Origin of the sequence: Mycobacterium pseudoshottsii JCM 15466, from assembly GCF_003584745.1 — a bacterium.
GTDB lineage: Bacteria > Actinomycetota > Actinomycetes > Mycobacteriales > Mycobacteriaceae > Mycobacterium > Mycobacterium marinum.
Genome location: NZ_AP018410.1, coordinates 3,997,969 through 4,022,144, shown reverse-complemented (window position 1 = coordinate 4,022,144; position 24,176 = coordinate 3,997,969). Strand labels below are relative to the sequence as shown.

The window sequence follows — 24,176 nt, the reverse complement described above, 5'->3', positions numbered from 1 at the left end:
CTCTGCTCATGACCGCCGTAGTTGGCTGCGCCCTTTTCCTTTGGCTCGAGGGAAGGTCAGCGGATCCAATGATGGATCTGACGTTGTTTCGTGACAGCTCTTATGCGCTTTCCATCGGGACTATTTGCACGGTGTTCTTCGCGGTCTATGGGATGCTGCTGCTCACCACGCAGTTCCTGCAGAACGTTCGGGGCTACACCCCGGGGGCGACCGGCCTGATGATCCTCCCGTTCAGCGCCGGCGTCGCCGTCGTTTCGCCACTGGTGGGAAGCCTGGTTGCGCGGGTCGGCGCGCGCGTGCTCATCCTCATCGGGCTCGGTCTGTTGATGCTGGGGCTGCTTACGCTGATCGCCAGCGAGCACCGGAGCTGGGCCCTGGTACTGGTCGGCCTTGGATTTTGTGGCACCGGCGTGGCGCTGTGTCTGACACCGATCACCACCGTCGCCATGACCGCGGTTCCCCCGGAACGCGCTGGCATGGCGTCGGGCATCATGAGTGCACAGCGGGCGATCGGCTCGACGATCGGCTTCGCCGTGTTGGGATCGGTATTGGCCGCCTGGCTGTCGGCCACGCTCGAACCTCACCTGGAACCTGCGGTGCCCGATCCGGTCCAGCGACACACCATTGCCGAAGTCATCATCGACAGTGCCAACCCGCGCGCCCACGTCGGTGGGATCGTGCCGCGGCGGGAAATCGTGCACCGCGATCCCGTGGCGATCGCGGAGGAAGACTTCATCGAAGGCATACGCGTGGCGTTCTTCATCGCCACGGCATCACTAGGCTTCGTGTTTCTGGCGGGCTGGCGGTGGTTCCCCCGAGGCGGGGCAGGCATGCTCGGCGATGCCGAGCGCGAGGCGGACGCCGTCGGTCTTTGAATCGTCGAGGGAAAGTCGGGACGTCGGCCGGCCCGACGCCGCTGGGGTACTTCTGGGCCGCACGCCCCGCCAGCTGCGCTACGTTCCGGCACCAAGAGCTGGCCAAACCTGCACGATGTAGCCAAGCTTCGCCAATCCGGCGTCGTTGACCACGTCGCTGGACTCCGCTGCTACCTGCCGTACACCAGAAGTGCTATGTCCCAACGCCCTGCAGAACAAGGACCACAAGAAGTCGAGTTCCTTTGAGCCGTGGTGCTTCTCAGATAATGTGCTCCTCATCTGCGCCGCGAGGGTGTCTGAGTGGCAGGTATCGGTCAGGCGGGTACCGGCTCACCGCTTGTCGCGTTGGTCCAGTCGGTGTCCCAACTGTTCGGCAACATTGGCAATCGCGGGCTGTCGCTGAAATCGTTGCTCTCTAGCACCGTTACCCCCGCGGGGGAAGCGTGTGACTTCGCGGACAGGGTTCCGGCAAAGCCCGGTGCTGTTGAATCTTGCTGGCAAGCTACCGCCGTAGCCGTTGTGTTTGGATGAGCGAGCGTGCTGGCCGCCACCAGCCTGGCTTCCGGCGCTACGCTTGGCGGCCCATCGCCGGCCGACGCTACCGCAGAAGAACTGTCCCACAGCGGCTTTGCTCCGGTGTGTGCGGCCACAGGCTTGGCGCTCGCAGTCGCTAGTCCGGCGTCGGCGGGCGGCACGCCCACGCTCGCAGGCTGTGCGTAAAGGCTGAGCAGAAACGGAAGATTCTGGGCAATATCGATATCGAAGGCAGCCGACAAACCCCGCTCGGTACCGGTCAACGCGCATGCCGTTGCAACTGCGAACGGAGAACTAGCCGCCACGGCCAAAGCCAGCGGCACTGGAGCGATCGCCGCCGCGAGCAGCGCGATCATGATCGGGATGATGTTCTCGATGACGACTGTCGCCAGGGCCCAAACGACAAATGCCACCGTCCCAATCACGAACATGAGAGCCTGTAACAGCTCTCCCGCTATCAGGAGGGCAATCAGTTCCGATACGAAAAGATATATGAACTCGGCAAGTTTCGCGATAAACGCAATAATCGCCAGGATGGTTTCCCATAGGAATAGCGGTGCTGGGACGAGGGCGTCCGAGAGGGCGCCGGCGAGGCAGGGCTCCGGCGTTGTTGATTAGCAGGCTTGTGAGCTGGGTTGATGATCTTTGGTGCCGCGCTATTGGGGCCGGAGTGTAGGCACGGGCTATCTGGAGAACGATCGAGTTGGTTACTGTTCGTCGTTGGTCTGGAGTTGCCCGTGCCTACCGTTTCAGTATTGCCTGTGTCGTCGGTTCCAGAGGTGTTCGACCGCTGGAGTCCTGGTGAGCGCAGCGAGCTCATCGGATCGGAGTTTCTCGATGTGTTGGCCTCGGTGCCAGACCCGAGGGGCCCACGCGGTCGGAGGTATTCGCTGATGGCTTTGTTGGCGATCGCGGTTCTGGCCACTGCCGCGGGGATGCGCGGCTATGCTGGTTTTGCCACATGGGCGGCCACCGCTCCCGATGATGTGTTGGCCCAATTAGGGGTCCGGTTCCGGCGGCCCAGTGAGAAGACCTTCCGCGCTGTTTTGTCTCGGCTAGACCCCGCCGACCTCAACGCCAGGATGGGCAGTTACTTCACTGCACACGTGGCCAGCAGCGACCCCAGTGGATTGGTGCCGATCGCGTTGGACGGCAAGATGCTGCGTGGTGCTTTACGCGCCAAAGCGACAGCCACGCATCTCGTGTCGGTGTTCGCCCACCGTGCCCGATTGGTGCTCGGTCAACTCGCTGTCGCCGAGGAAAGCAATGAAATTCCCTGCGTACGTGCCCTGCTCACGCTGCTGCCGGGTAGCTTGCGGTGGCTGGTCACCGTGGATGCGATGCATACCCAGGTCGTCACCGCGAAGTTGATCTGCGCCACCTTGAAGTCGCACTACCTGATGATCGTCAAGTCCAACCAAGCCAAAATATTTGCGCGTATCACCGCGCTGCCCTGGGCCGAGGTGCCCACAGCCGCTACCGACGACTCCCGCGGCCACGGCCGTGTCGAGACCCGCACCCCGCAAATCATCACCGCTGCACGAGGAATCGGCTTCCCCTACGCAAAACAAATCATCCGGATCACTCGTGAACGCTTGATCACCGCCACCGACCAGCGCAGCGTGGAGGTGGTCTATGCCATTTGCAGCCTGCCGTTCGAGCACGCCCGCCCTACCGCGATCATGACCTGGATGCGTCAACACTGGGGAATCGAGAACAGCCTGCACTGGATACGCGACGTCACCTTCGACGAAGACCGTCAAAGGGCACATACCGGAAACGGCGCACAGGTCCTAGCAACGCTACGCAACACCGCGATCAATCTGCACCGCCTCAACGGCGCCGACAACATCGCCGAAGCCTGCCGGATCACCGCTTTGACCGCCAACCGCCGCCTAGACCTCCTCAATCCACAATTCCCCAGCTCACAAGCCTGCTAATCAACAACGCCGGAGCCCTGGCCGGCGAGGGTACCGATTTCGGCCTTGAGTACCGGCGGGGCTGGTGTGGTGTGGGGCATCGAGGCCAGTGTCGTGCCCGAGACGACTTGATAGGCGCTCATGGTGGTGGCCGCTTGGATCCACATCCGTGCGTAGTCGGCTTCGTTGAGCGTGATGGGGATGGTGTTGAGCCCAAAGAAATTGGTCGCGACCAGCGCCGTGTGGGTGGTGTGGTTGACGGCTAGCTCCGCCAGTGTCGGCATCGTTGCCAGCGCGCTGGTGTAGGCCCCGGCCGCCACCTCGTGCTCGGCCGCCGTCGCCGCGTAGCCGGCGCTGGTGGTGGTCAGCCAGGCTAGGTACGGCGCGTGCGCATCGACATAGCTCTGCGCGCTCGGCCCCTCCCACGTAGCGGCCGCTCCACCCAGCAAGGTGGTGAGCTCCTCTGCCACCGAGGCGTGTTCGGCAGAAAGTGCCGTCCATGCCGTTGCGGCCTCATACAGTGGGCCGGGGCCCGGGCCCGCGCTCAGCAAGGCCGAATGCACTTCCGGCGGCGAAGCCATCCATACAGACGCCGTCACGAGGGGGCTCCTGAAGTCATAGCTCCTCGGTCCGGGGCGGGTGCGTTGCCCTGGGTGCGCGGTTCCGCCAAAGCTGACGACAACGGATCTGCCCAAGCAGGCGGCGAGGCCAGCTTGCCCTGCCTCGCCAACAACAGAGCACTCAACGACGCCGCGCCCACCGGGCGCGCATCCCTAGGAACCACTGCTCCTCCGATCGTCAATACCTGACAGCTTTGAGGCCTTGAGGCTGCCCCTGGTCGCGAACAGCCGCGGCTAGGGCTGCTGGCCGCTGGGAAGGCAAATCCGCATTTGCGGCCGAGCGTAGCAAATGGTTGCCGGGCCTTCCGAAATCGACTGTTCGGTGAGACGTCTTGACAGAGAGGGCATTTCGACGGCTCAAACGCGTGGCTGTAAAGGAGGTGGACAGTACCTTTCGGTAAGGTATGAGTGGGGCATTTGTAAAGGTGATGACTGCTCACCCTCTGCTGTGGCGCAACAAAATGTGGCCGATCTTCGCCGGCCGCTGATGCGCCAGCCTTGGCGGACTTGTATCGATAATCCTGAGAATTGTCGAAACACGTTTAGCCACAGCGCTATTAGTTCACCGCGCAGGTTGAGTTGGGTCCCTCGAGGTAGCGCGGGAACGCTAAGCGGGACAATGAAATAGAAGTCAGCTCTGGTGATCCGACGCACGGTGGGCCGGTTGATGCGCGCGATGGGGCGTGGCGAGGGCCGGCGAGGTCTGGGGCACGACCATCTCGGTTGCCCGCAGGGCATGTGTCTCGCGGATTTTGGAGCTGCCGCACTTGATGCCAACCGCAACTCACGGGTTTGGTTGGCCGACATGACCCTGCTGGACCCGCATGCGGCACAAGTAGCGTGCGCATGATCTCAGTGGGGAACCGCGGCTGCTCCCAGTCCGATCACCGAACCATGTTGGACGGAAATCCGGATGTGCGGATCTGCGCCGGCAACGACTCGACCACATGTGTGTCACGGGGGCCGGTGGGGCAGTCGTTGGGGCTGGCCAGTTGCGTAAGCCGGTCGAGGTCCCGCAGCACCGTGTGCCCGCCCAATGTCCAGTGCTGGCTCTCGTCGGGGGCGCTTGCCTGCACTGTCTCAGCCGAACTCAGGACGCGGTGTGGATCCGATTTCGCCAGTTCGCACAATCGCGCCGCGATGTTGACCGGTTCACTGATGACGGTGTATTCGAACCGTTCGAATGCTCCTACATTGCCCGCCAGGACAGCTCCCGCGGCCACTCCAATCGCGGCCTGGCACTCGGGTACCTCGTTGGCGAGTCGATGAGCGATCGCGCGGACGGCGCCCAGCGCGTCGGTTTCTGGTGAAAGCGCCCGGATCGGGGCGCCGAAGATAGCCAGAGTTCCGTCGCCCTGGAACTTGTTGATCAGTCCGTTGCGTCGGCTCACCTCGTCGATGATGACGGCAAACATTTGATTGAATAGCCGCACAACCTCGGCGGGAGGGCGGGCGGTCACCAAACGGGTAGATCCGATGATGTCCACGAAAAGAACCGCAACGCAGCGCTCTTCGCCGCCAAGTTCGAAACTCTGGTCCTCGGCGGCAGCGGCGACGTCACGCCCGACATGACGGCCGAACAGGTCCCGGATCCGTTCACGCTGGCGCAGCCCCTCAACCATTGCGTTGAAGCCGCGCTGCAGTTCGCCGAGCTCGGTCCCGTCGAAGACATCGAGCTGACAATCAAGGTCACCAGATTCCACACGCTTGAGGGCTGAATGTAGATCGCGCACTGACGTCGCAGTCAGCCAGGCCGCGATCATGTTGCACAGCACGCCCGAGACGAGCGCGGCCGGCGCCAGCAACAACAGCACGAGCCCAAGATCGTTCCTGGTCAGGTGTTGTTGCGACATCGCGAACGCGACAGCGAGGATGATCCCCACCAGTGGAACACCCGAGCCCAACACCCACGACGTCGTGGCGCGTCCCATCACGCTGGGGGCAAGACGCCGTGTGGGCTGCCCGCCGCCAAGCGCGATGGTGGCCGCCGGCCGCAGCATCAGCTCGGCGAAGAAGTAACAGGTAGCCGACAGTGCGATGCCACTTAGGCTGGTGCCGCGAATGATCTTGGGGACGTACTCGTAACTGACGCGTCCGTAAAGGACGGCGAACAGTGCCGAACCGATCGTCCACGAGACCACGGGAACCAGGGCTAGGCGCCAGGGGGCGAGGAAAGCGTTGCATTGGTCCTTTGCCGTCAACGGCTGATTGTCGTTCTCCCATCGCAATCCGGCGAGGACCCGCTTGATGAGCCACACCCAGCCGAAGGTCATTGCCATGACAACGTAGACGGGCAGGACCCCCTCGGTGATCCACAGAACCTCTGGTGCGAACATGTCTGGGGTCGGGATCGCCACGATGACCAGGACCAGAACCAAAGCAACGCCGGCCAGGTTCGAGATCATCATGAAGCCGAATAGCACTGGCCTGGCACTGGATCCACACCGCAGCGATGCGGCGAGGTCGTCGGTGAATTTCCGGACCATCATGATCGGCAGGCGTCGGGGAGACGCGGTCGACTCGCCGGCCAGTCTGGCAGGGCTGGGATCGGTGCTCGCCGGTCCGGGCCGTTCCGGGTCCAAATATGACCTCCTGTATTGGGAATTCGGGCCTGTTTGTAGGTCTCGCGATAGAGGCAACAACGCCCGAACGGGAGAAACGGCTCTGCGGCGGGGCTTCAGTCGTGACCAAAACACCATGTGAATGCCGATTGCGTTACCGAAGATGTTACCCCATAAGGGGATATGAATGGCCTGGCTGCCGCAGCGTTAGGCCTGGAAGCCAGCGGCTGGGGTGGAGTTTTCGGTAGCCAACCGGGCACTGGGATATCGCGCCTTTCGGCCATCACAGATCGCGCAGCTCCGGTGGAAGCATCAGCAGTCCAATGCTATTGGTCACCTGCCGATATTCGCTTGGTTGCCGCGACCGAGCAGCCCAACACGGCCCGGGCTGATACCGAGATCACGTTTGCCTAGTCAGTATTGGTTACGTCACGTTTTTGTTGGATCCAGCGAGTACGTGTGCCAGAAGGTCAGTGGCCGGGTAGAGCAACGCTCGAGCGGGGAAGTGTCCAAGCAGGGCCGGCTCACTGTCGCGAGCAATCCACTGCGACCGCTGGCCGGATTCGATCGCCAGGCTCAGTAGACGTCGCGGTGGTAGCGCTTGTCCGCGCTCAGCGCGTGGACAAAAGCAGTTGCAGACTCTGGGTCCAGGCCGCCGTGCTCGGCCACGATCTGGCAGAGCATGCGGTCAACGTCTTTGGCCATCGGGTCGGCGGTGCCACAGACGTATACCTGCGCCCCGTCCTGTAGCCACTGCCACAGCTGTGCTCCGCGCTGCTGCATCAGGTGCTGCACGTAGACCTTGTCTCGCTGATCCCGGGAGAACGCCAGGTCCAGGTTGGTCAGCAGTCCGTCGCGATGCATGGCCTGTATCTCATCGCGGTAGTAGAAGTCGGTCGCGGCATGCTGCTCGCCGAAGAACAGCCAATTTGGCCCGGTGTGGCCGAGGGCGCGTCGTTCCTGCAGGAATCCCCGGAACGGCGCGATCCCGGTTCCCGGCCCGATCATGATCATCGGTGTGCGGGGATCGCTTGGAGGCCGGAAATTGCTGGATTTGCGCACATAGATCGCAATTTGATCGCTGGGGCTGCGGTCGGCCAGATAGGTCGAGCACACTCCACGCCGAGGGACGCCCTGAAAGTTGTAGCGCACCGGCGAGACTGTCAGATGAACCTCACCGGGGTGCTCTTTGGGGCTGGACGAAATCGAATATAACCGGGGCTGAATGGGTTTGAGTACACTCATCCACTCGTCGACTGAGGCGCGGACCGGTGACTGGGCGAGCAGGTCGACCGACTGACGGCCCCAGGTCCAATCGGCAAGGGCGGCTTTGTTCTCCGGGCGCATCAGCTCGGCAAGTTGGTTCGCGGTGTTGGAGTCCAGCGTCCGTTGCGCCACGAATCGCAGCAGGTCCGGGCTCAGGTGTGCGATTTCGAACGGGTCTGTCAGGGCGGCGCGCAACGACATCGTCCCGTGGCCGGCGACCTCGACTTCGGTGTGGCCGTCCAACCGGGTCACACCCAGCCACTCGTCGACAAGCTGATGGGCATTGCGTGGCCACACCCCAAGAGCGTCCCCGGCCTCGTAGCTGACCGTTTGTTCGGGAACCCGAAATACCAGTTGTCGAACGTCTTTGGCCGAGCGCGGCCTGCTGAGTGTGGTGTTGCGCATCACGCTGGTCAACAATGGGCGCTTCTTCGTGTAGCCCAGGGGGCGGCTGGCGATGCTGGCTGCTCGAACAGGCTCGGCGGTGATGACCGGCGGGGCCGTGCGGCGCAGCCCGTCGAGTACCTCCTGCAGCCACCTGGCGGCGGACTCTTCATAGTCGGGCTCGCAGTCGACGCGGTCGGTAATGCGGGAGGCACCCAGCTCGGCCAGCCGGTGGTCCAGGGCGCGCCCATGGCCACAGAAGTCGGCGTAGTTGGAGTCGCCCAACGCGAGAACCGAATAGCGCGTGCCGGCCAGGCTCGGGGCCGTTGCGGTGCAGAGCTCGCGCCAGAAGGCGGCACCGTTGTCCGGCGGTTCCCCGTCCCCGGTGGTGCTGGTGACAAGCAGCAACCGTTGGGTGGACACCAGATCGGCCACCGCGAATTCGTCCATGCCATGCAGTACAACCGGCAGCTCGGCGGCGCTCAGTTGTGCGGCGACGCTGGCGGCGAGTTCTTCGGCGGTGCCGGTTTGCGACGCCCACAACACCACGATCGGGGGTTGCTCGACGGCAGCTTCGGCGGCGTTGTCCGATTGGGCAGCGGCACCGGGCGTTTGGGGGAACGGCAAGGCGGGGGGTGTCTCGGCTCGTGCGAACATGCCCGCGAGTAGGCCGTCGAGCCACAGCCGGGTGCCGGTATCGAAGGGAGAACTGATGGGCAGGGTCGGCACCCCGGCCATGCGTCGACCGGTTTCTGAACGCAGCCCGGCTATCAGGCCCGCCAGGTAGGAGCGGGCGAACGGACCGAACTGCGGGGTGGGTTCGTTTGCGACGCCCAATAGCTCGGCAAGAGCGTCGACCTGCGTCACGCTGAATTGGGCTGTATCGGCGAGCAGCTTGGGTGCTGTCGCATCCGCGCAGGCGTCGGCGGGTTCGCCGGGTTCTGGTTGCAGCTGCGGCCTGGCGACCTTGGTCAGGGTGACCGCACAGGCGTTGTATTCCGGTTGGCGCGATATCGGGTCTACCGCGTCGTTGGTTACGGCGTTGATGGAGAGATATTCACCGAATGCGTCATTCCAGTGGAACGGGACAAAGCAGTTGCCGGGCCGGACGCGGTCCGTGATCACCACCGGCAACACGGCGCGGCCGCGGCGGGACGCGATCTCGATGTGGTCGCCTTCGCAGATCTGCATATCGGCGGCGTCGTCGGGATGGACCTCAACGAACGGGCCGGGGTTGAGCTTGTTGAGCTTGGCGATCTTGCCGGTCTTGGTCAGCGTGTGCCACTGGTGGGCTAGGCGCCCGGTATTGAGTAGGAATGGGTAGTCGCCGTCGGGCATCTCATCGGGCACCAGGTGCGGGCGGGCGAAGAACACCGCACGCCCCGTTGCGGTGGGGAACGCCAGCCGCGGGACGGTGCCATCGGCGCGAACGAATTGCAGCTGGCTGACACCGTCGTTGAGGTAGCGGATCGGGCTTCGGTTGCTCGCGCCGTCCGGCGGACACGGCCACTGCAGCGGGGTTTCGCGCAATCTGTCGTGGCTGATACCGCGCAGGTCGTATCCGGTTGCCGGATTGGAGAAGCGCTTGATCTCCTCGAATACCTCAGCGGCGGAGCTATAGCTGAACGACTCCGAAAAACCCATCTCGCAAGCGATCCGGGCGATGATCTGCCAGTCCGGTAGCGCGTCACCGACCGGATCAACGGCCTTCGGGAACAAGGACATGTTGCGTTCGCAGTTGACCATCACGCCGTCGGATTCGGTCCATAATGCGGCCGGCAGCAAGACGTTCGCGTACTCGTTGGTCTCGGTTTCAAAGAACGCGTCCTGGCTGATCACCAATTCGGCTTTCTCCAAGCCGGCCAGGACGGTTTTGCGATTGGCTACCGTGGCAACGGGATTGCTGCAGATGATCCAGCACGCCTTGATCTCGCCGTCGGCCATGCGGGAGAACATGTCGATGACGCCGCCGCTGACATCGGTGCGCAGCGCCCCACCGGGTAGACCCCATTGCTCCTCGACGAACTCCCGGTCCGGCGCCGACAACACCGAGCGTTGTCCGGGCAGACCCGGCCCCATGTAGCCCATTTCGCGTCCGCCCATGGCATTGGGCTGGCCGGTGAGGGAGAAGGGGCCGCTACCCGGCCTGCAGATCGCGCCCGTAGCCAGATGTAAGTTGCACAGCGCGTTGGTGTTCCAAGTTCCATGAGTGCTCTGATTGAGTCCCATTGTCCAGCAGCTCATCCAGTTCGCCGCCGTACCGATCCAGCGTGCCGCGGTGCGGATGTCCTCGCTGGGAATGCCGGGGATCTCGCTTACCCGGCCGGGGGTGAACTGCTCGAGGAAACTCGGCATCACCTCCCATCCCTCGGTGAACTCGGAGATGAACTGCGGATCGGTTTGTTCGTTCTCAACGATGAGGTGCAGCAGGCCGTTCAGTAGTGCGAGGTCGGTGCCCGGCGCGATCTGTAGGAACAGATCGGCTTTGTCGGCGGTCGCCGTGCGCCGTGGGTCGACGACGATCAGCTTGGCGCCGGACTTGACGCGTTCCATCATCCGCAGGAACAAAATCGGGTGGCAATCGGCCATGTTGGCGCCGATTACCAGAAACACGTCGGCGTGGTCGAAGTCCTGATACGAGCCCGGCGGACCATCCGCTCCCAACGACAGCTTGTAGCCCGAGCTCGCACCCGCCATGCAGAGCCGAGAGTTGGATTCGATCTGGCTGGTGCCGATGAACCCTTTGGTCAGCTTGTTGGCCAGGTACTGGGCCTCGATCGACATTTGTCCTGACACATAGACGCCGACGGCGTCCGGCCCGTGCTCATCGATGATGGCGCGTAACCGCATGGCGCACTGGGTGATGGCATCGTCGATCGGGATGGATTCCAGGTGCCCCGCTCGGTGGGCCCGCAGGTGCGCCGATTCCATCCGGCCGGGCGCGGCAAGCAGGTCCGCGGTGGTCGTTCCCTTGGTGCACAACCGGCCGAGGTTGGCCGGATGCGACTTGTCCCCAGTTGACTTGGCGACGCGACGCTTTCCCGTCTGCGGGTCGGTCGTAGTTTGCAGCACTATCCCGCAGCCGACGCCACAGTACGCACACACGGTTTTCACGGCGTCCTTGTTGGGCGCCATGAGTTCCCTGGCCACGCCGCATCCTTTCTTCCCTGCTGCACAAGGGGTTATGCGCTGAAATCTTGCGATAAGGATGTTTCAGCGCGGGATGTCGAAGGTTTCGGCCGTTTTACGGTTTCCTCGCAGCGGGCCGGGCCTGCCGGTGCGTTGTTGGAAACGGCACCAAAACCTTGGTTACGCAGTTGAGCCGATTCCGGTCATCCCCAAGGTCTTCGTCGACCCGGCTATCTGTCGCCAGGCTACCGCCGAAGACACCATCATTATTCGCCTGAGCTGGGGTTTTGACGAAATCCGGGGGACATTCACAGTTTGCGTCAAGCTCGCGAGACGCGCCTTCCCACGCCGTGATCCTGACCTCGGTATTTCGGGGTCTACAGACGTTGTCCAACGGGTTCACAGACTTCGCTAAGCTCGCGAAGTGCACCGTCACCTACGCGTGATTCTGATGATCCTGGGGCTGGTCCTGGGTTTGGGTGCCCCCGGCTGCGGCCACAAGTCTGCGCCACGGCCGACTACCGCGCCGGATACCTGCAAGAACTCCGATGGGCCGAGCTCCCAGACGGTGCGTCAAGCCATTGCCGCGGTTCCCGTCGGGGTGCCGAACTCGACTTGGGTCGAAATCGCGCGGGGACACACCAAGAACTGCCGCTTGTACTGGGTGCAGATAATCCCCACCATTGCCTCCGAGTCGACTCCGCAACAGCTGCTGTTCTTCGACCACAACACCGCGTTGGGTTCACCAACTCGAAACCCGAAGCCCTATATAAGGGTGCTGCCCTCTGGTCAGGACACCGTGACGGTCCAGTACCAGTGGCGGGTGGGTAGCGATCCGCAGTGCTGTCCGACCGGTAGCGGCACCGTGCGATTCCAGGTCGGGCCGGACGGCAAGCTCAAAGCGCTCGGTCCGATACCACACCAATAGCCGCGCTAAGCAGTCGTTTTCGTCTCGCCTCAGCAACTACTCGCTGTGAAGCACCCCCAAACCCGCCAGTGGTGTGCTCGACATCACTGGATTTGCCCTCTCTACAGCAGTTTTACAGCAGTTCCCCAGCAGTTTCAGGCTGCCTACGAGGTGCCTGGCGGCCCGAGTTTTGGCACGCTGGGAAATCGTTGTCGCTTCTCAGGAGGCGGGTCTAAGGAGGGTGATGGAACAGCAGATGCTGCTGCAACGCGAAGAGTCGCAGAGCAGTCCCGGCCGCTCGAATGCTGTAACCAGGCGCTGGGGTGGCTCCCGTCACATCTCCCATTGGGACGCTGAGGATCTGGTGGCCTGGGAGGCCGGCAACAAGCGCATCGCACGGCGCAACCTGCTCTGGTCGGTGGTGACCGTGCACCTGGGCTACTCGGTGTGGACGCTGTGGCCGGTGCTGGTGTTGTTCATGCCCGAGAATGTCTATGGCTTTTCTGCCGGCGACAAGTTTCTGCTCGACATGGTCGCGACACTGGTTGGGGCTGGCCTGCGGATCCCCTATTCGGTTGCCACCACGGTTTTCGGCGGCCGAAACTGGGCCACCTTCTCGGCGGCCGTGCTGTTGCTTCCGGTCGTTGGCACCATGGTGCTCTTGCTGCACCCGGGCCTGCCGCTCTGGCCGTATCTGGTGTGCGCGGCGCTAAGCGGGCTGGGCGGTGGCAACTTCGCGGCCTCGATGAGCAACGCCAACGCCTTCTACCCCCACCGACTCAAAGGATCAGCGCTCGGAATTGCCGGCGGCATAGGAAATCTCGGCGTTCCGGCGATCCAGTTGATGGGTCTGCTGATTATCGCGGTTGCCGGCGAAGGCAAGCCGTACCTGATCTGCGCGCTGTATTGGGTGTTCCTTGCGATCGCCGCAATCGGAGTGGCGCTGTCCATGAACAACGTTGCGCAGCACCGGGTTAAGGCCCGCCATATGCGCCCGATCGTCACCACGGTCCTGGCCAACCGCGACACTTACCTGCTGTCGCTGCTCTACCTCGGCACCTTCGGCTCGTTCATCGGGTTCTCGTTCGCCTTCGGGCAGGTCTTGCAGACCAACTTCATGGCGATTGGCGAACACGCTGCCCAGGCCACCCTGCACGCGGCCGAACTGGCGTTCCTCGGTCCGCTGCTTGCCGCGGTGGCCCGCATCTACGGTGGCAGACTGGCCGACCGGCTGGGCGGGAGCCGGATCACCCTTGTGGTATTCGTTGCGATGACAGTCGTTGCCGGGCTGTTGATCAGCGCAAGCAGCCTGGAAGGTCGGCACAGTGGCCCGATGCGCGGAGCCACCATGACCGGCTACTTCGTCTGCTTCATCGCTCTGTTCGTCTTGGCCGGCTTGGGCAACGGGTCCGTGTACAAGATGATTCCGACGATCTTCGCGGCATGTGGGCGCTCGTTGGATCATGGCCCGAGTGCCGGAGGGCTCGATCACCGCGACCGGCCGCGCGTCATCTCCGGGGTGGTGATCGGGTTCGTCTCGGCGCTTGGCGCTCTCGGCGGGGTCGGGATCAACCTTGCATTGCGCGAGTCCTTCGTCGCTACGGGCACGACGACCGATGCGTTCTGGCTCTTCATGGTGTTCTACGCCGGCGCGGCCGCGTTGACGTGGAAGGTCTACGTGCGCCGCCCGGTGGTTGGCATTCAGGCTCTGCCGCCGGCTATCGCACCGCAGCCGGCACCCGCGGCGGCGGAGCTGCTTGGCTCCTAGGGCTCGCACCGACGCGCGGATGCGGCTGACCGTCAACCGGAGTGCTGGCGGGCGGCACGGGGCATCGATCGTGGGCGCCCGGTTGACCGCCTCGGCACGTTCGCTGGCCAGGTCGCGCTGCGCAACGCCCATTGCGGCTCGATCGGCCCGCGCGTTATGGGGTTTCGAGTGCAAGAGCGGCGATCGCCCCGGCCAGCTGGCGTCGGAACCCGGCAGGCCGAAGAAACCCTGACGCCCAAACAAGGGCCTGCCCACTGGTGCCGGTCGCCAAGCTGGCCGGGTCCGACCTAGCGGGTGAGGATCAGCAACTTTCCTTGTGGATTATTGAAGTGGTTCTCGAAGAAGTCGGCACCAAATTCATCTAGCCCGGCTTTCGCTACGAATGGAGACCGCCACTCAATATCGGTGAACCCGACCACCGATGCGATATCCTCGATGCAGGATTTATGCCACCGGTACACTTCGAACACCAGGCCCTCGACTCGGGCTGGATGAAAATGAACCAACCCGCCGTTTTTTCCTCGGCCTTGGAGACGTAGTAGCCGAACTTCTCCTCCGAGTCCTTCTTGTCATGGAGTTCGATTCGGAAATCGGGATTGAAGCTGAAGGAGACGAAACGGCCGCCTGGCTCGAGCAACCGATAAACGTTGCGCATTGCGGTTTCCAGCCTCACCGGATCCGGCATGTAGTGAAGAAGATGAATCGCTGTCACGGTATTGAAGGTCCGCGATTCCTGCAGATTCAAGATATTGTCGACCCGGTAGTCGATCCCCAGCGGCTTCTGGTTCTCCTGACTCATTGCGAGGCTGATGAGCTCAGCTGACAGGTCGGAGCCGCTGACGGGTCCCGCTTTGACAAGAGTGCGAAACTGCCTCGTGTAGAACCCGTCGCCACAGGCCAGGTCGAGCAGGCTCTTGCCGGCAGCTTCGGTGAGGGCGTCGATGATGACCGGCTTCTGGCACAAATCATGGTAGAGCGCCATGTTTATCATACCGGCGGCATATTGTGTTGCAATATTGTTGTATTTTTCCCGGGTCAATTCCTGGCGATCGGCGTGCATGGTCAGTTGCTCCTTACTCTGCTGGCGGTGCTGATATTCCGCTGGATTTCTCTAACGGAACTGTTGAGAGGTCGACTAATGGGCTTCTGGGAGGGCGTCCTGTCGGCGAATTTCATCGTCCGGATCGATCGCAATTCGTGCCGCGGCAATTCGAAGGATCGGTGCGGCCATTACGGATGTTGCGATGGCGGTGAGTAGAACAATCGTATAGAAACTGTCGTTGAATATTCCCAGGTCGTATGCGGTATCGGCGCAGGGCTCCGGCGTTGTTGATTAGCAGGCTTGTGAGCTGGGGAATTGTGGATTGAGGAGGTCTAGGCGGCGGTTGGCGGTCAAAGCGGTGATCCGGCAGGCTTCGGCGATGTTGTCGGCGCCGTTGAGGCGGTGCAGATTGATCGCGGTGTTGCGTAGCGTTGCTAGGACCTGTGCGCCGTTTCCGGTATGTGCCCTTTGACGGTCTTCGTCGAAGGTGACGTCGCGTATCCAGTGCAGGCTGTTCTCGATTCCCCAGTGTTGACGCATCCAGGTCATGATCGCGGTAGGGCGGGCGTGCTCGAACGGCAGGCTGCAGATGGCATAGACTACCTCCACGCTGCGCTGGTCGGTGGCGGTGATCAAGCGTTCACGAGTGATCCGGATGATTTGTTTTGCGTAGGGGAAGCCGATTCCTCGTGCAGCGGTGATGATTTGCAGGGTGCGGGTCTCGACACGGCCGTGGCCGCGGGAGTCGTCGGTAGCGGCTGTGGGCACCTCGGCCCAGGGCAGCGCGGTGATACGCGCAAGTATTTTGGCTTGGTTGGACTTGACGATCATCAGGTAGTGCGACTTCAAGGTGGCGCAGATCAACTTCGCGGTGACGACCTGGGTATGCATCGCATCCACGGTGACCAGCCACCGCAAGCTACCCGGCAGCAGCGTGAGCAGGGCGCGTACGCAGGGAATTTCATTGCTTTTCTCGGCGACAGCGAGTTGACCGAGCACCAATCGGGCACGGTGGGCGAACACCGACACGAGATGCGTGGCTGTCGCTTTGGCGCGTAAAGCACCACGCAGCATCTTGCCGTCCAACGCGATCGGCACCAATCCACTGGGGTCGCTGCTGGCCACGTGTGCAGTGAAGTAACTGCCCATCCTGGCGTTGAGGTCGGCGGGGTCTAGCCGAGACAAAACAGCGCGGAAGGTCTTCTCACTGGGCCGCCGGAACCGGACCCCTAATTGGGCCAACACATCATCGGGAGCGGTGGCCGCCCATGTGGCAAAACCAGCATAGCCGCGCATCCCCGCGGCAGTGGCCAGAACCGCGATCGCCAACAAAGCCATCAGCGAATACCTCCGACCGCGTGGGCCCCTCGGGTCTGGCACCGAGGCCAACACATCGAGAAACTCCGATCCGATGAGCTCGCTGCGCTCACCAGGACTCCAGCGGTCGAACACCTCTGGAACCGACGACACAGGCAATACTGAAACGGTAGGCACGGGCAACTCCAGACCAACGACGAACAGTAACCAACTCGATCGTTCTCCAGATAGCCCGTGCCTACACTCCGGCCCCAATAGCGCGGCACCAAAGATCATCAACCCAGCTCACAAGCCTGCTAATCAACAACGCCGGAGCCCTGGGTATCGGCGATGATGATCTGAATAACGCCTCGCGCGTTTAGTCCTGCACCGAGCGCGACGGCCTCGGCGCCACTACGCCCGCTGCTCTTGGCGCCGATGTAGGCTCCGAGGAACTTGCTAGCCACCGCGGCGGCAAGTACCACGAGCGCCGCGGCGAGCGTGGTCCTGTCCGCTAGCCCCGTGAGGTCGGCCTGCAGCCCGGCGGTGGCGAAATACAGCGGAGCGAGAACATTGTTGACAACGGGATGTAGCGAATCAAGGCCGCTGCGGCGGTCCGGCGGCAACGCTGCCAACACGATTCCTGCGGCAAACGCCCCCAGGACTGGTTCCAGTTTGAGGGCGTGAGTTGCGGCGGCCGCCAGCATTACCAGCTCGACTGCGTAGGCCAGGATGGGCCGTGGGCCAGCGGAATGTTCTGCCGCTGCTGGTTGCTGGCGACTGTTGACCAAGACTTCGACTATTTTGCGGCCGATAATCGTTGCCGCCACGACCGAAATGATCAAGAAGACGGTCAGCAGCACGGTGCCTACGGATAGATGGGCGAGTGCCATCGCGCAGACGACGGATAGCAATACCCAATCTATTACGTTGTCGATGACCGCCGTAGCCAGAATGAGTTGAGCGATATCGCGGTGCATCAAGCCAAGGTCGGAGAGCGTCTTGACAATCACCGCGATCGCGCTGACCGAGAGCGCAACGGCGAGGAACAGCGCGAAGACGAGGCGGTTGGAGCCGCCGGTCAGCACGCTCGGCATCAGAAACCCGATACCGAGGCCAAACACGACCGGGACGAGTAGACAAGCCGCGCTGATTTTGGTGATGGCAAGCCGGTTGGATTTCAGCAGATTCAAGTCAACTTGCATCCCGGTAAGGCCCATCAGCAGTAGCACTCCGAAGGTGCCGACCGCGTCAAGACCCAACCGTTCGCTGACTTGCTCGGGCAGCAGCCAACTGGATAATCCTGGTGCAATCTGACCGAGTACCGATGGTCCGAGCAGCACCCCGGCGAACAAATCACCAGCGATTGCGGGCATTCCCAGCCGAATGGCCACTCTGCCAAGAATCGTGGCGGCGAGCAGCAGCAGCCCGAACTGTAGAAAGAATTCCAAGAGTTCGTCGGCGCGCACGTGCTTCCCCCTTTTCTCGTGTTGGGCGACGCCTTCGCTTTTCTGTTGCGAAGAGCTGGCTGGTGGGATCGGGCCTACGGCTGCTGGGTCGGGAACGCGGTGAACTGCCGCCGGCAATACAGCAGCGGGTTCATGTCTGCGCGGTAGTGGAGCGGTTGGTGATCCAGAATGATGGCGTCGATCTCGCCGAATAGAACTGTGTGGGTTCCCACGTTGCGGGTGGCCGTGAGCCGACATTCAGCGATGGCGTGGGCGTCTTCGTACAGAATGGGCAGTCCGCCTGTGGTGCTCGCTCGCCAGCGAACCTTGCTGAAGCGGTCCTCTTGAACGGAGGAAAAGACGCGGGCGGCGGACTCGCCGCCGCTGTGCAACAGATTCACGGCGAAGCGTGTGCAGTCTTGAACCGCATCCAGGGTGGTACTGCGGGTGTTCACGCACAGCAGCAAGGTCGGAGGCTCCATGGTCACGCTGCACATCGAGGAGCAGGTGAATCCGCGAGGAGCGCCATCGTGGTCGTAGGTGGTGACAATGGTTACGCCGCTGGGATAGCTGCTCATGAACTCGCGGAACACGTCCGGTGTAAGGATCTCCGGGCCCTGTTCGGCCGCGGTGTCTGGTGCGTCAACAGACATCGTGGACTCGTCTTCCTGGTTAGTCGGTCAGTAGTGCGGCAAGTTGCTCCACCGTGGCGCCCTGAAGGAGTTGCACGAGTGGGGGATCACAGGCGAATGCCTTTGCGATCCGCTCGCTGAGTACCAGTGCGTGAATGGAGTCGCCACCGCTATCTCCCACGCTGTCGGTGGTGTCCACGGACCGGTCCAACACGTCTTCCCAAATTCGCCTTAGATCCTCGCGAACCCGGGAGCGCGCATCGTCGGATATGTGTGCAGCGATACGGCGAGTGCGATGGAGAAGATTCAGCGCAGCTTCCGTCCCGAACCTGGGCAACGGTGCCGACCCTCCGTTCGCGACGGCAGCAACCGCATCACGGTAGGCATCGAGGATCGCGCTGACTTGTTCGGTTTGCAGGATGCGCGGATCGAATTCGATTCCGATGCCAAGCGTGTCGTTCTCTTTCACGAACACGGTGACCAGGGGAAGGTTGGTGTGTTCGATCAGTTTTCGCCGTATGGTCACGGACCGCTCCGCGGGGGGATCCGCCGTGTCCCGGGTTTGGTCCAGGCTGACGAAATTGAACGCCGTCTGGAAGAGTTCGCCGATTCCGATGTCGCGCTGAATTGTCCGCAACGGGACTCGACGATGCGGCAGCACAGCACGTTCTGCGGCGAAGGCCTCATCAATGAGCCCGATGTAGTCGGTCGAGGTCAATCGCATCCGCAGCGGGACCGTGTTGAGGAACATGCCGAGTACGTGGGCGGAGTCGTCGGTTTCCGGCCGGCCGTTGACGACCAAGCCGCTGACCACATCGTCGGTAGCGGCGAGTCGGGCGTTGACCACCATGTGTGCGGCGAGCAGCGTGCTCTTCAGCGGTACGCGGCGATTGCGGGCCACCTCTGACAGGCGCGCCTCGATATCACGCGGAAACTCCCACCATGTGGTCTCGAGGCGGCTGGAGCCGGATCGCTCCCCGGTAAAATGCGCGGTTTCGAGCCCTTGAAGCTGTTTGCGCCAGAACACTTTCGAGGCACTGCGCTCCGCTTGACGCTCGAGTGCGACAAAGTCGCGGAAGCTGGTCCGCAGCGGCGCTCGGAACGGCGCCGCTCCATGTCTCCGAAAGGTGTCGTAGCTGCTCAGGAGGTCGCGTTGCAGTTCCGCCACGCTCCAGCCGTCCAGCAGTGCGTGGTGGAAAGTCAGCCCAAGTTCGAAGCGGTTGCCATCACGCAGATGGATTACCACCCCAAATGGGTTGCAGCTCTGCCATTCGATGGGTGAGTGGGCCTCGTTGTCCATCCACCGCGATAGTGCAGCCTCTTGATCGGATTCCGAAAGACCGGACAGATCAACGACTGTGAGTGGTGTTGCCACCGATTCGTGCACTATCTGCAGTGGCTGCGAGTATGCGGCGAGCTCGAAGGTCGTGCGCAGAATCGGGTGTCTGGCCGTGATCTCGTCCAGGGCGGCGCGGAAGGCGGTCTCGTCCCACTGCGCCCGAACCAGGTAGCTGAACACATCGTGATAGACACTGGGCCCGTCGACCCTACTGTGAAAGAGCATCCCCGCCTGCAAGGCTGCCAATGGATAGGCGTCTGTCGCGGTTGCGGGTCGGTCGCCCTCCGCCCTGAAATCCGACTCCAACAGCATTGCCGTTGACCAGGATTCAACGCCTGAAGTGTCGTTCTCGGCTGACTCGGCAGACGTCAGCCCAGCAGCGAGCTCCTCCGGCGTTTGATACTGGAACAGATCTTGCACCGATACCGCGAGGCCGAGTTCTTTGGCCTTGACCGAGACCCGCACCGCGCGCATCGAGTCGCCACCAATCTCGAAGAAGTTGTCCGATGAAGCAACGGAGTCCAGGTCCAGAGCCTGAGCGAAGAGGTGCCGGATCTGATCGAGCACGGCGCCGTCACGATCTTTCGTCGAGGTGCGTACCGCAGTGGCGGTGGTTTGCGCAGCACCGTCGCTGGCCGCCCGTGTGGAAGCCCCCTTTGGCTCCGGCAACGCCTTCTGGTCGATCTTGCCGTTCACGGTGAGCGGCAGCGACTCCACGGCGACAATGGCTGCCGGCAACATGTAGTCAGGTAGGCGCGCTGCCAGGCTCCGGCGGGTCGGCCCGATTTCCGGTTGTTCGCCGGAGTGAGTGACAACGTAGGCCACCAAACGGGATTCGCCTCCATCGGAGCGCACCATCGCATGGCAGGCCGATACTCCGTCGAGCGCGAGGAGCGCGGCTTCCACATCGCCGAGTTCGATGCGAAAACCCCGGAGCTGGACCTGGTTGTCGAGACGGCCCAGGTACTCGATATCGCCATTGGGCAAGCGTCGCCCGGCATCACCGGATCGGTAGGGGCGCTCCCCGCCGCGAAACGGGTGTGGAATGAAACGCTGGCTAGTCAACTCCGGCTGGCCCAGGTACCCATTGGCCAACCCGTGACCGCCAACGCAGATCTCTCCCCGCACTCCGTAGGGGACCAGATTGCCCGCCGGGTCGGTTAGCAGGCATTCCAGGTCCGGCAGCGGGCGGCCGATGTTGGAACCGTTGGCGCCGAGGACATCTTCGCGACGCACCCGGCGTAACGTCACATGCACCGTTGTCTCGGTGATGCCGTACATGTTGATCAGTTCGGGGCGTGCGTCGCCGTGCGCATCGATCCAGGGGAGCAGATCAGCAAAACTCAGGTTCTCCCCGCCGAAGATCACGTAGCGCAAGAAGAGTCCGGCGTTGGTGTTGGCGTCCGCGTCGCGCAAAATCCGAAATGCTGAGGGCGTTTGGTTGAGGACGGTGATCCGCTCGGCGGTGAGCAACTCGCGGAATGCGACCGGGTTTCGGGTCACCAGATAAGGAACCACCACCACGCACCCGCCGTGAAGCAATGCCCCCCAGAGTTCCCAGACCGAGAAGTCGAACGCGATGGAGTGAAACATCGACCAACGGTCTTTGTTGGTGAAGGTGAATAGTTCCTCGGTCGCACTGAACAGACGCATCACGTTGTGATGGGTTACCTCGACACCCTTGGGGCGGCCAGTGGACCCCGACGTATAGATGACGTAGGCGACGTCTTCGGAGTCGACCTCGACCTGGACCCGTTGCGTGGGTTGATCGGAGATCTCCATCGAGTCCAATTCGAGGATCGTGGTGTCGTATCCGGCCACCACGTGCCGCAACGAGGATTCGGTCAGAATGGCTGAGGGAGCCGAGTCCGCAAGTACTAGCTCCGCCCGGCTTGCCGGCCAGCTGGCATCGATTGGGACATAGGCCGCACCGGTCTTGACGATGGCCAACACAGCGATCGGGATGAGATGGGTTCGCTCGAGCAAGAGCGCCACCTTGTCCCCGCGGACTACCCCGTTGGACATCAATAACCTGGCCAGCTGATTGGCCGCCGCGTCGAGCTCCGCGTAGGTCAGGCCGCTCCCGTTGGACCGAACGGCCTCTGCCTTCGGAGCCGCGTCCACCTGGGCTTCGAAGCCCAGGTGCAATGTTCGGTGCCGATGGGGGATATCGCGACGCCCGTCGACAGAACGCAACTCTTCGATTTCATGATCGGTCAGCATGGCGAAGCTTCTCAATGGGACGTCCGGCTCAGCCAACCCGCGGGTGAGAAGGGTGACCAGGTGTTGGGCCATCCGCTCGATGGTCCGGGGGGCCCACAGCGCGGTGCTGAAATCGAAGGTCAGATACAGATCCTTGTCGTCGGACTGCAGGACCAGTCCGAGCTTGAACAGGGCGCGCTTGGGATCATGTGGCACGGGAGTGGTTTGCGCCCGGTCGAACCGTGGACCGCGGGCGAGGGCGATTTCGGGCACGAAGGACACCTCAGTCAGCGACGCTGACTTTTGCAGCCGCGTGCCAAAGCGTTCCAGCAAGTCGGCGAACGGAATTTCGCCGTGGGCGGTCCACGTGGGTCCGATCGCGAAATCACCGGACCGGGCTCACCGCTGCCATCGGCGATGATCAACTCTGGCGCATTCGCTGGAAGCAGCGCGCGGGTCTGCTCGTCCGCAACGATGCAGCCGACGTCCGCGTCAGCGATCATGTCGCGCACTCGGCGAGTTGGGTGGGCAGGGTTGAGCATGAGCAATACCGCGCCGACCCGCAAAACGGCGATTGCGGCGATGGCCATCCGAGCGTCGCGGCTGAGGAAGACCCCGACGACATCGCCGTTTCGCACTCCCTGCGCGCGAAGGCGGTTGGCGAGCGCGTCCGCGTGCTCTCCGAGTTCGGCGTAGGTGATCCTGTGCCCGCTGGCGTCTCGTAGGGCGATTGCATCAGGGGTTCGCGCGATTTGGGCGTAGACCAGGTCGTGCACGGTCTCTTGCCAACCTGGAGCTTCGGGTCCGACGAGTGGCTCGCCTTGGCTGGCTTTGCCCCGTGTGGGGTGCAGCGTCGGATCGATTTCCGTTGCGTGGCAGGACAGAAACTCGTCGAGCGTACCGACCGAGTCGGCAAAGTTTGGTATTGACTGCAGAAAATCGCTACCCGTTGCCGGTCGCGCCGCGACGCTGACACGGGCCAGATGCCAAGCGTTCTCAATGAGGGCGCTGGCCGCGGATCCCCGCGGTACGACCGCATCCAGGATCGCCCACACGCCAAACCAGCCAAGGTCGCAGAAGAGGCCAGTCGAGCTTTCTGCGGTGAGCTCGCTGACCGTCTCGCGTAGCCGACTAGTTGCATCCGATGAGGGATCACGGTCGGCGATCCAGTCGTAGATGGTGTCGTCGTGCGCGGCCAACCGGCTGCCCAACTCGGTCAACAGGGCCTCAGAGGGCCCCTCGCCGATCCGCAGGAAGCGGACATCGCGCATCAGTTCGGCCACGCCGCTGGCCTCCATGTAGCCTCTCCATCCGAGCGTTTGCATCGCATCGTCGGTGGCGCGGTGGGCGAACTCCGAGGAGGCCACCTTCAGCGCTAGAGCTATTTCCTGGGGTACCTCGAATTCCGTTGTGATGGTGGAGAGTAGGGCCTCCACGGCGGCAATTTCGGCCGTGATGCGAGAGATCCGGCGCTGGAACACCGGGTCGTCGGCAAGGCGGCCGGTGCTCACCTGCCGGCGTGACGCGAAGCGGTACATCAATTGAGCGCCGCGTTTCAGCACGCCAAGGCTGATCGCACCCGCGCAGATTCGTCCAACTAGCAAACTGTCACCGATGACGTCCACCCCGCTGCCGACTTTGCCAAGAATTTGCCAGCTCTGTATGCGCACGTCTTCGTAGCGAACGCCAGAGATCGGCACGGACCATAATCCATACATGTCCTCGGGAGGCTGGATGGTGACTCCCGGACTGTCGGATGGCACCAACACGGCCGTCAACGCCACGCCACCTTCAACGATGAACGGGATCAGAGTGACGAAGAATGCGGCCAACGGTGCTCCGGTGATGGCGGACTTCGCCCCGGACATCACCCAATCGTCGCCATCTCTGACTGCTTTGCTGGTGAGGCCGCGCAGATTGGACCCCGACACATCGGGCTCAGTGATAGCGAGCGCGCATACCAAATTTCCGGAGCGCATATCGTCGATGTGACGTGACTGTAAATTTCGGCTTCCGTATCGGAGTACTGCTTGCAGAGCCGCGTGGTGCACGACCAGAAGAGCCGCTTGACCTGGTGTTATGCCGCCCATCTGTTCGGCTTCCGCGACCAGGCTCGGCAGGTCGACCCGGTCGCCGTCGGCTGTGGTGCGCGCAATGCCGAACTGTCGAGCGTCAGCGCGGCCTCTGCCCAAGGTGCAATCTGCACTTGGCGGGGTGAGCGAATCCGCGCCCGCTTGATGTTTGCCTCCAGGCT

11 protein-coding genes and 3 pseudogenes are annotated in these 24,176 nt (G+C 62.7%); 4 read left to right on the top strand and 10 right to left on the bottom strand.

Going from position 1 to position 24,176, the window contains the following annotated elements:
* Positions 1-2 precede the first annotated feature (2 nt).
* Positions 3-875: pseudogene (locus tag MPSD_RS18320) on the top strand (MFS transporter); the annotation flags it as partial.
* Between the two features lie 314 nt (positions 876-1,189).
* Here the strand turns inward: MPSD_RS18320 and MPSD_RS18315 are convergent.
* The gene (locus MPSD_RS18315; RefSeq protein ID WP_232022590.1) at positions 1,190-1,822 is read right to left on the bottom strand and encodes a PPW family C-terminal domain-containing PPE protein; all 633 of its coding nucleotides are present in this window, start codon (positions 1,820-1,822) and stop codon (positions 1,190-1,192) included.
* Positions 1,823-2,146: 324 nt separating this feature from the next.
* On the opposite strand from MPSD_RS18315, the gene MPSD_RS18305 reads away from it, so the two are divergent.
* Positions 2,147-3,349: an ISAs1-like element IS2404/ISMul1 family transposase gene (locus MPSD_RS18305; RefSeq protein WP_420811940.1), complete on the top strand. Its 1,203-nt coding sequence runs from the start codon at positions 2,147-2,149 to the stop codon at positions 3,347-3,349.
* Between the two features lie 29 nt (positions 3,350-3,378).
* Here the strand turns inward: MPSD_RS18305 and MPSD_RS18300 are convergent.
* The 3 genes and pseudogenes from MPSD_RS18300 to MPSD_RS18285 form a co-directional block, all read right to left on the bottom strand.
* Positions 3,379-3,927 (bottom strand): annotated as a pseudogene (locus MPSD_RS18300) (PPE family protein); the annotation flags it as partial.
* Between the two features lie 905 nt (positions 3,928-4,832).
* Positions 4,833-6,530, bottom strand: coding sequence for an adenylate/guanylate cyclase domain-containing protein (locus tag MPSD_RS18295; protein ID WP_020786806.1), 1,698 nt, complete (start codon positions 6,528-6,530; stop codon positions 4,833-4,835).
* 555 nt (positions 6,531-7,085) lie between these two features.
* Positions 7,086-11,294 (bottom strand): bifunctional nitrate reductase/sulfite reductase flavoprotein subunit alpha, encoded by a 4,209-nt coding sequence (locus MPSD_RS18285; RefSeq protein WP_086085825.1) that lies wholly within the window; start codon positions 11,292-11,294, stop codon positions 7,086-7,088.
* 445 nt (positions 11,295-11,739) lie between these two features.
* On the opposite strand from MPSD_RS18285, the gene MPSD_RS18280 reads away from it, so the two are divergent.
* On the top strand, positions 11,740-12,216 hold the full coding sequence (locus MPSD_RS18280; RefSeq protein WP_015356448.1) for an LppP/LprE family lipoprotein: 477 nt from the start codon (positions 11,740-11,742) through the stop codon (positions 12,214-12,216).
* A 223-nt stretch (positions 12,217-12,439) separates the two neighbouring features.
* Entirely contained in the window at positions 12,440-13,963 is a 1,524-nt protein-coding gene (locus MPSD_RS18275) for a nitrate/nitrite transporter (protein ID WP_020786810.1), read from the top strand.
* A gap of 376 nt (positions 13,964-14,339) precedes the next feature.
* Here the strand turns inward: MPSD_RS18275 and MPSD_RS18270 are convergent, their stop codons facing one another.
* From MPSD_RS18270 to MPSD_RS29575, 6 genes and pseudogenes are all read right to left on the bottom strand, one after another.
* Entirely contained in the window at positions 14,340-15,023 is a 684-nt protein-coding gene (locus tag MPSD_RS18270) for a class I SAM-dependent methyltransferase (RefSeq protein WP_232022587.1), read from the bottom strand.
* 273 nt (positions 15,024-15,296) lie between these two features.
* Positions 15,297-16,499, bottom strand: coding sequence for an ISAs1-like element IS2404/ISMul1 family transposase (locus tag MPSD_RS18260; protein ID WP_420811928.1), 1,203 nt, complete (start codon positions 16,497-16,499; stop codon positions 15,297-15,299).
* 119 nt (positions 16,500-16,618) lie between these two features.
* Positions 16,619-17,770: a cation:proton antiporter gene (locus tag MPSD_RS18250; protein WP_086085862.1), complete on the bottom strand. Its 1,152-nt coding sequence runs from the start codon at positions 17,768-17,770 to the stop codon at positions 16,619-16,621.
* Between the two features lie 74 nt (positions 17,771-17,844).
* Complete coding sequence (locus MPSD_RS18245) at positions 17,845-18,402, bottom strand: flavin reductase family protein (protein ID WP_015356444.1); 558 nt, start codon at positions 18,400-18,402, stop codon at positions 17,845-17,847.
* A gap of 19 nt (positions 18,403-18,421) precedes the next feature.
* Positions 18,422-22,285, bottom strand: a pseudogene (locus MPSD_RS18240) (amino acid adenylation domain-containing protein); the annotation flags it as partial.
* On the bottom strand, positions 22,210-23,901 hold the full coding sequence (locus MPSD_RS29575) for an acyl-CoA dehydrogenase family protein (protein ID WP_036426452.1): 1,692 nt from the start codon (positions 23,899-23,901) through the stop codon (positions 22,210-22,212). The gene MPSD_RS29575 and the pseudogene MPSD_RS18240, both read right to left, overlap by 76 nt.
* Positions 23,902-24,176 lie beyond the last annotated feature (275 nt).

What these genes read in the sequence shown, in the direction of transcription:
- MPSD_RS18285 (WP_086085825.1), bottom strand. Translation starts at nt 11,294, where the DNA reads ATGGCGCCCAACAAGGACGCCGTGAAAACCGTGTGTGCGTACTGTGGC.
- MPSD_RS18280 (WP_015356448.1), top strand. Translation starts at nt 11,740, where the DNA reads ATGATCCTGGGGCTGGTCCTGGGTTTGGGTGCCCCCGGCTGCGGCCAC.
- MPSD_RS18275 (WP_020786810.1), top strand. Translation starts at nt 12,440, where the DNA reads ATGGAACAGCAGATGCTGCTGCAACGCGAAGAGTCGCAGAGCAGTCCC.
- MPSD_RS18270 (WP_232022587.1), bottom strand. Translation starts at nt 15,023, where the DNA reads ATGCACGCCGATCGCCAGGAATTGACCCGGGAAAAATACAACAATATT.
- MPSD_RS18245 (WP_015356444.1), bottom strand. Translation starts at nt 18,402, where the DNA reads ATGTCTGTTGACGCACCAGACACCGCGGCCGAACAGGGCCCGGAGATC.
- MPSD_RS29575 (WP_036426452.1), bottom strand. Translation starts at nt 23,901, where the DNA reads ATGCGCTCCGGAAATTTGGTATGCGCGCTCGCTATCACTGAGCCCGAT.